Below are 5,424 nucleotides of genomic sequence, written 5' to 3' on the forward strand. Positions count from 1 at the left end.
ACAAAGAAAGCCCTTTGCGCAGGGCGCAAAGGGCTATATAATAACGAGCAGTCGGGGACCTACGCTCCCGGCCGGTTGGCCAGTACCATCGGCGCTGCGGCGGGTCACGGTCGTGTTCGGGATGGGAACGAGTGGAGCCGCCGCGCTTGGCCCGCCTGCTCAAAAAGTCAATATTGTAGTTGCCGAGGGAAGCCCGCTAGTGGGCCCTCCCGGGCTGGTTCTTGGTGGTGATAGCTGATGATGTGCTCTTGGCCCGAGACCGATGGTCGCGGAAGCCATATAAGCGGAAGCCGATGGCCTGATTAGTACGGCTTGGCTGAGGCCATTGCTGGCCTTACACCGACCGCCTATCAATCTGGTCGTCTTCCAGAAGGCTGTTGGGGAATGTTGATCTTGGAGTGTGCTTCGCGCTTAGATGCTTTCAGCGGCTTATCACTGCCGCACATAGCTACCCAGCGATGCCACAAATGTGACAACTGGTGCACCAGCGGTGCGTCCACTGCGGTCCTCTCGTACTAGCAGCAGGGCTCCGCAACATTCCAACGCCCACAGCAGATAGGGACCGAACTGTCTCACGACGTTCTGAACCCAGCTCGCGTACCGCTTTAAATGGCGAACAGCCATACCCTTGGGACCTTCTCCAGCCCCAGGATGCGATGAGCCGACATCGAGGTGCCAAACCTCCCCGTCGATGTGAACTCTTGGGGGAGATAAGCCTGTTATCCCCGGAGTACCTTTTATCCTTTGAGCGGCGACCTTTCCATGCAGAATCGCCGGATCACTAAACCCTGCTTTCGCAGCTGCTCGACCTGTATGTCTCGCAGTCAAGCACCCTTATGCTTTTACACTCTACACGCGATTGCCGACCGCGTTGAGGGTACCTTTGGGAGCCTCCGTTACAATTTAGGAGGCGACCGCCCCAGTCAAACTACCCACCATACACTGTGTCCCGATGATTCGGGATTAGAATTCAGCGGCCCCAAGGGTGGTATTTCACCGACGGCTCCACCGGTGCTGGCGCACCGGCTTCCGAGCCTCCCACCTATCCTGCACATGGGGCAGCTAAAGCCAATGTAAAGTTGTAGTAAAGGTTCACGGGGTCTTTCCGTCCCGCTGCGGGTAATCGGCGTCATCACCGATACCACAATTTCACCGAGCTCGTGGCTGAGACAGTGTCCAATTCGTTGCACCATTCGTGCAGGTCGGAACTTACCCGACAAGGAATTTCGCTACCTTAGGACCGTTATAGTTACGGCCGCCGTTTACTGGGGCTTCAGTGGGACGCTTTGCCGAAGCTAACGTCCTTCCTTAACCTTCCAGCACCGGGCAGGTGTCAACCCCTATACATCGGCTTGCGCCTTCGCAGAGGTATGTGTTTTTGGTAAACAGTCGATTGGACCGGGTCACTGCGCCCCGCAACGGCCGAAGCCGCCGCAGGGGATCCTTCTCCCGAAGTTACGGATCTAGTTTGCCGAGTTCCTTAGCCACGATTCGCTCGAGCACCTGAGGATACTCTCCTCATCTACCTGTGTTGGTTTTGGTACGAGCACTATAACAGCAAACGACGACGGGTTTCTCGGCAGCAAGATTACCTACACTATCGGTTTGCCCGTGGGCTCCCCGTACTGTCGGCGGTCGGCTTCGGGTGGGCGGATTTGCCTACCCACCAGCCTACGGCCTTTAACCCCGCAATCGGTCGCGGGGCGGTAGTGTCACTTCTGCGTGACGCCTTCGTTTATAGCTGTATAGCGGTACCGGAATATTATACCGGTTTATCCATCGGGTTCGCCATTCGGCTACCCCTTAGGGCTCGACTTACCCTGATACGATTAACGTTGATCAGGAACCCTTCGATTTACGGTGGAGAGGGTTCTCACCTCTCTATTCGTTACTCATGCCTACAGTTTCGCTTCCAGGACCTCCACCGGCTCTCACAAGCCAACTTCGATGGTGCTGGAATGCTCCTCTACCACTGCATCCGAACGGATGCAATCCACAGCTTCGGCACCAAACTTATGCCCGTCAATTATCGACGCCGGGCCGCTCGACTAGTGAGCTATTACGCACTCTTTCAAGGGATGGCTGCTTCTAAGCCAACCTCCTAGTTGTCTGGGCAACCCAACTTTCTTTGTGCAACTTAGTTTGGATTTTGGGGCCTTAGCTGGTGGTCTGGGTTGTTTCCCTCTTGCGGGAGGACGTTATCGCCCCCACGCTGACTACCTGGCAACACAGCCCGGCATTCGGAGTTTGTCTAGATTTGGTAGGCGGTGAAGCCCCCTAGTCTAATCAGTGCTCTACCTCCGGCCTGCTTTTCGCCAGATGCTATACCTAAATATATTTCGAGGAGAACGAGCTATTTCCGAGTTTGATTGGCCTTTCACCCCTATCCACAACTCATCCGGAGGCTTTTCAGCGCCTGTCGGTGCGGGCCTCCACGAAGTCTTACCCCCGCTTCACCCTGGTCATAGATAGCTCACTCGGTTTCGCGTCTGCCCCACCGTACTTGCGCCCTTGGCGGACTCGCTTTCGCTTCGGCTGCTCTGCTTAGCAGATTAACCTTGCACGACAGGTGCAACTCGTAGGCTCATTATGCAAAAGGCACGCCGTCACTCATCCGAAGATGAGCTCCGACCGCTTGTAAGCGTATGGTTTCAGGTACTATTTCACTCGCCGTCTCGGCGTTCTTTTCACCTTTCCCTCACGGTACTTGTCCACTATCGGTCATAACCAGTATTTAGCCTTACCGGATGGTGCCGGCTGGTTCAGACAGGATTTCTCCGGTCCCGTCCTACTCAGGGGATCTCCCCGCCGCGCCTTGCTTACGTCTACAGGCCTGTCACCTTCTGTGGGGCGGCTTTCCAGTCCGCTTCGTCTTCGCTTGGGTTGGCTCATGGGAGCCCTACTACCCCTTGGAGCCGTAGCTCCAAGGTTTGGGCTCGCCCCCGTTCGCTCGCCACTACTTGGGGGATTACTGAATTGTTTTCTGTTCCTCCAGGTACTGAGATGTTTCAGTTCCCCGGGTGGGCCTCCTCGAAAGGATACCTGCTCGAAAGCAGGTGGGTTTCCCCATTCGGATACCTGCGGATCTGGGCTCTTGTGCAGCTCCCCGCAGCTTTTCGCAGCTTTACACGTCCTTCATCGCCTGGTTATGCCTAGGCATCCACCATACGCCCTTGATTCGCTTTCACTTATATGGCTTGCGCCACCATCGGGCGGGGCAAGCCTCAGAGCGTTTCGTTCTGTACAATGTCATTATGTGACTAATGACGTGGTTTGTTGGTATCAAACCTTTTCTTAACCTATCAGCTATCACTACGTCAAAGAACACATGCAGGAGACATACCTGTTTGTTGTTGACGACCACCAGCGCTGCAACTGCACCGCAGTATCCATCAACCAAGTACTTCCTACACTAAACAAAGAACACATGCCTTCCGGCACGGATCTGCTCGCCGCTGGACCCAGCAGCGAGCACATTCGTACCTCAGCATGACAACAATAAACAACAGGCTGTGGAGCTACGGGGACTCGAACCCCGGACCCCCTGCTTGCAAAGCAGGTGCTCTGGCCAACTGAGCTATAGCCCCTGAAGTGGGCTTGGCAGGAGTTGAACCTGCGACCTCACGCTTATCAGGCGTGCGCTCTAACCAGCCTGAGCTACAAGCCCATTTTCTGGCCGGCCTGCGCCGCCCAATCGGGGGCCGTCGGCCAATACCACAAGAACAGACAGACGATCGCACGTCCGAAAAGCCAAAACTCGGTAAAAGGAGGTGATCCAGCCGCACCTTCCGGTACGGCTACCTTGTTACGACTTAGCGCCAGTCACCAGCCTTACCCTACCGACTTGCCTCCCAAAGGGTTGGCACAGCCGTATCAGGTACTGCTGACTTCCATCGCTTGACGGGCGGTGTGTACAAGGCCCGGGAACGTATTCACCGCGACATTGCTGATACGCGATTACTAGCGATTCCGACTTCATGGAGTCGAGTTGCAGACTCCAATCCGAACTGGGAATGGTGTTGGGGATTGGCGTGCCCTCGCGGGGTTGCCTCCCATTGGACCATCCATTGTAGCACGTGTGCAGCCCTAGACGTAAGGGCCATGATGACTTGACGTCGTCCCCACCTTCCTCACTACTTGCGTAGGCAGTCTGGCTAGAGTCCCCACCATAATGTGCTGGTAACTAACCACAGGGGTTGCGCTCGTTGCGGGACTTAACCCAACACCTCACGGCACGAGCTGACGACAGCCATGCAGCACCTTCTGCGCGGCCCCGAAGGGAAACTCCCTTTCAGGAGCGATCCCCGCAGATTTAGCCTAGGTAAGGTTCTTCGCGTTGCATCGAATTAAGCCACATGCTCCACCGCTTGTGCGGGCCCCCGTCAATTCCTTTGAGTTTCATTCTTGCGAACGTACTCCCCAGGTGGCATGCTTACTGCGTTAACTGCGTCACTGCCCCCGAAGGGACAACAACTAGCATGCATCGTTTACAGCGTGGACTACCAGGGTATCTAATCCTGTTCGCTCCCCACGCTTTCGTGTCTCAGCGTCAGTATCGGACCGGCCGGCCGCTTTCGCCACTGGTGTTCTTCGTGATATCTATGCATTTCACCGCTACACCACGAATTCCACCGACCTTTTCCGAACTCAAGAGATCCAGTTTCGAAGGCACGACGACCGTTAAGCGGCCGACTTTCACCTCCGACATAGACCTCCGCCTGCACACCCTTTACACCCAATAATTTCGGACAACGCTTGCACCCTCCGTATTACCGCGGCTGCTGGCACGGAGTTAGCCGGTGCTTATTCACTAGGTACCGTCAGTGGACCTCGAAAGGTCCAGGTTCTTCCCCAGTAAAAGCTGTTTACAACCCATAGGGCCGTCTTCCAGCACGCGGCGTGGCTGCGTCAGAGTTTCCTCCATTGCGCAAGATTCCTCACTGCTGCCTCCCGTAGGAGTCTGGGCCGTGTCTCAGTCCCAGTGTGGGGGATCATCCTCTCAGACCCCCTAGCCATCATGGCCTTGGTAGGCTCTTACCCCACCAACTAGCTAATGGCACGCAGGCTCATCTGTAACCGGCCGAAGCCTTTAACAACTGTCCCCATGCGGGGCCGCTGCATTATCGGGTATTAGCTCACCTTTCGGTGGGTTGTCCCCGCGTTACAGGCAGATTACCTACGCATTACTCACCCATCCGCCGGTCTCCTCTCGGCCCGAAGGCCGAGACTCTCCCGCGACTTGCATGTGTAAAGCCCGCCGCCAGCGTTCGTCCTGAGCCAGGATCAAACTCTCCATGGTAAAATACACCTAAATCGTTTGTCTGGCTTTTCGTTGATACTCTTGTGGGCCCCAAAAATTCAGGCCCCAACAAGGGCTCGACGTGCGATCGTCTGTCTGTTCTCAATATGGTATAGAACAAAAAA

The 5,424-nt window shown here is 55.7% G+C and carries 2 tRNA genes and 3 rRNA genes; all 5 read right to left on the minus strand.

The window, feature by feature from the left end:
• Window positions 1-46: 46 nt before the first annotated feature.
• The 5 genes from rrf to LX73_RS12855 all read right to left on the minus strand — a co-directional run bounded on the left by rrf (window position 47) and on the right by LX73_RS12855 (window position 5,299).
• Window positions 47-159: ribosomal RNA gene (rrf, locus tag LX73_RS12835) — 5S ribosomal RNA — on the minus strand.
• Between the two features lie 122 nt (window positions 160-281).
• Window positions 282-3,188: ribosomal RNA gene (locus tag LX73_RS12840) — 23S ribosomal RNA — on the minus strand.
• 325 nt (window positions 3,189-3,513) lie between these two features.
• Window positions 3,514-3,587: transfer RNA gene (locus LX73_RS12845), tRNA-Ala, on the minus strand.
• A gap of 5 nt (window positions 3,588-3,592) precedes the next feature.
• Window positions 3,593-3,667: transfer RNA gene (locus LX73_RS12850), tRNA-Ile, on the minus strand.
• Between the two features lie 96 nt (window positions 3,668-3,763).
• Window positions 3,764-5,299, minus strand: a 16S ribosomal RNA gene (locus LX73_RS12855).
• Together the 16S, 23S and 5S rRNA genes with 2 tRNA genes alongside form the textbook arrangement of a ribosomal RNA operon.
• Window positions 5,300-5,424: the final 125 nt, after the last annotated feature.

It is taken from the genome of Fodinibius salinus, from assembly GCF_008124865.1.
In the GTDB taxonomy this organism is placed as follows: Bacteria; Bacteroidota; Rhodothermia; order Balneolales; family Balneolaceae; genus Fodinibius; species Fodinibius salinus.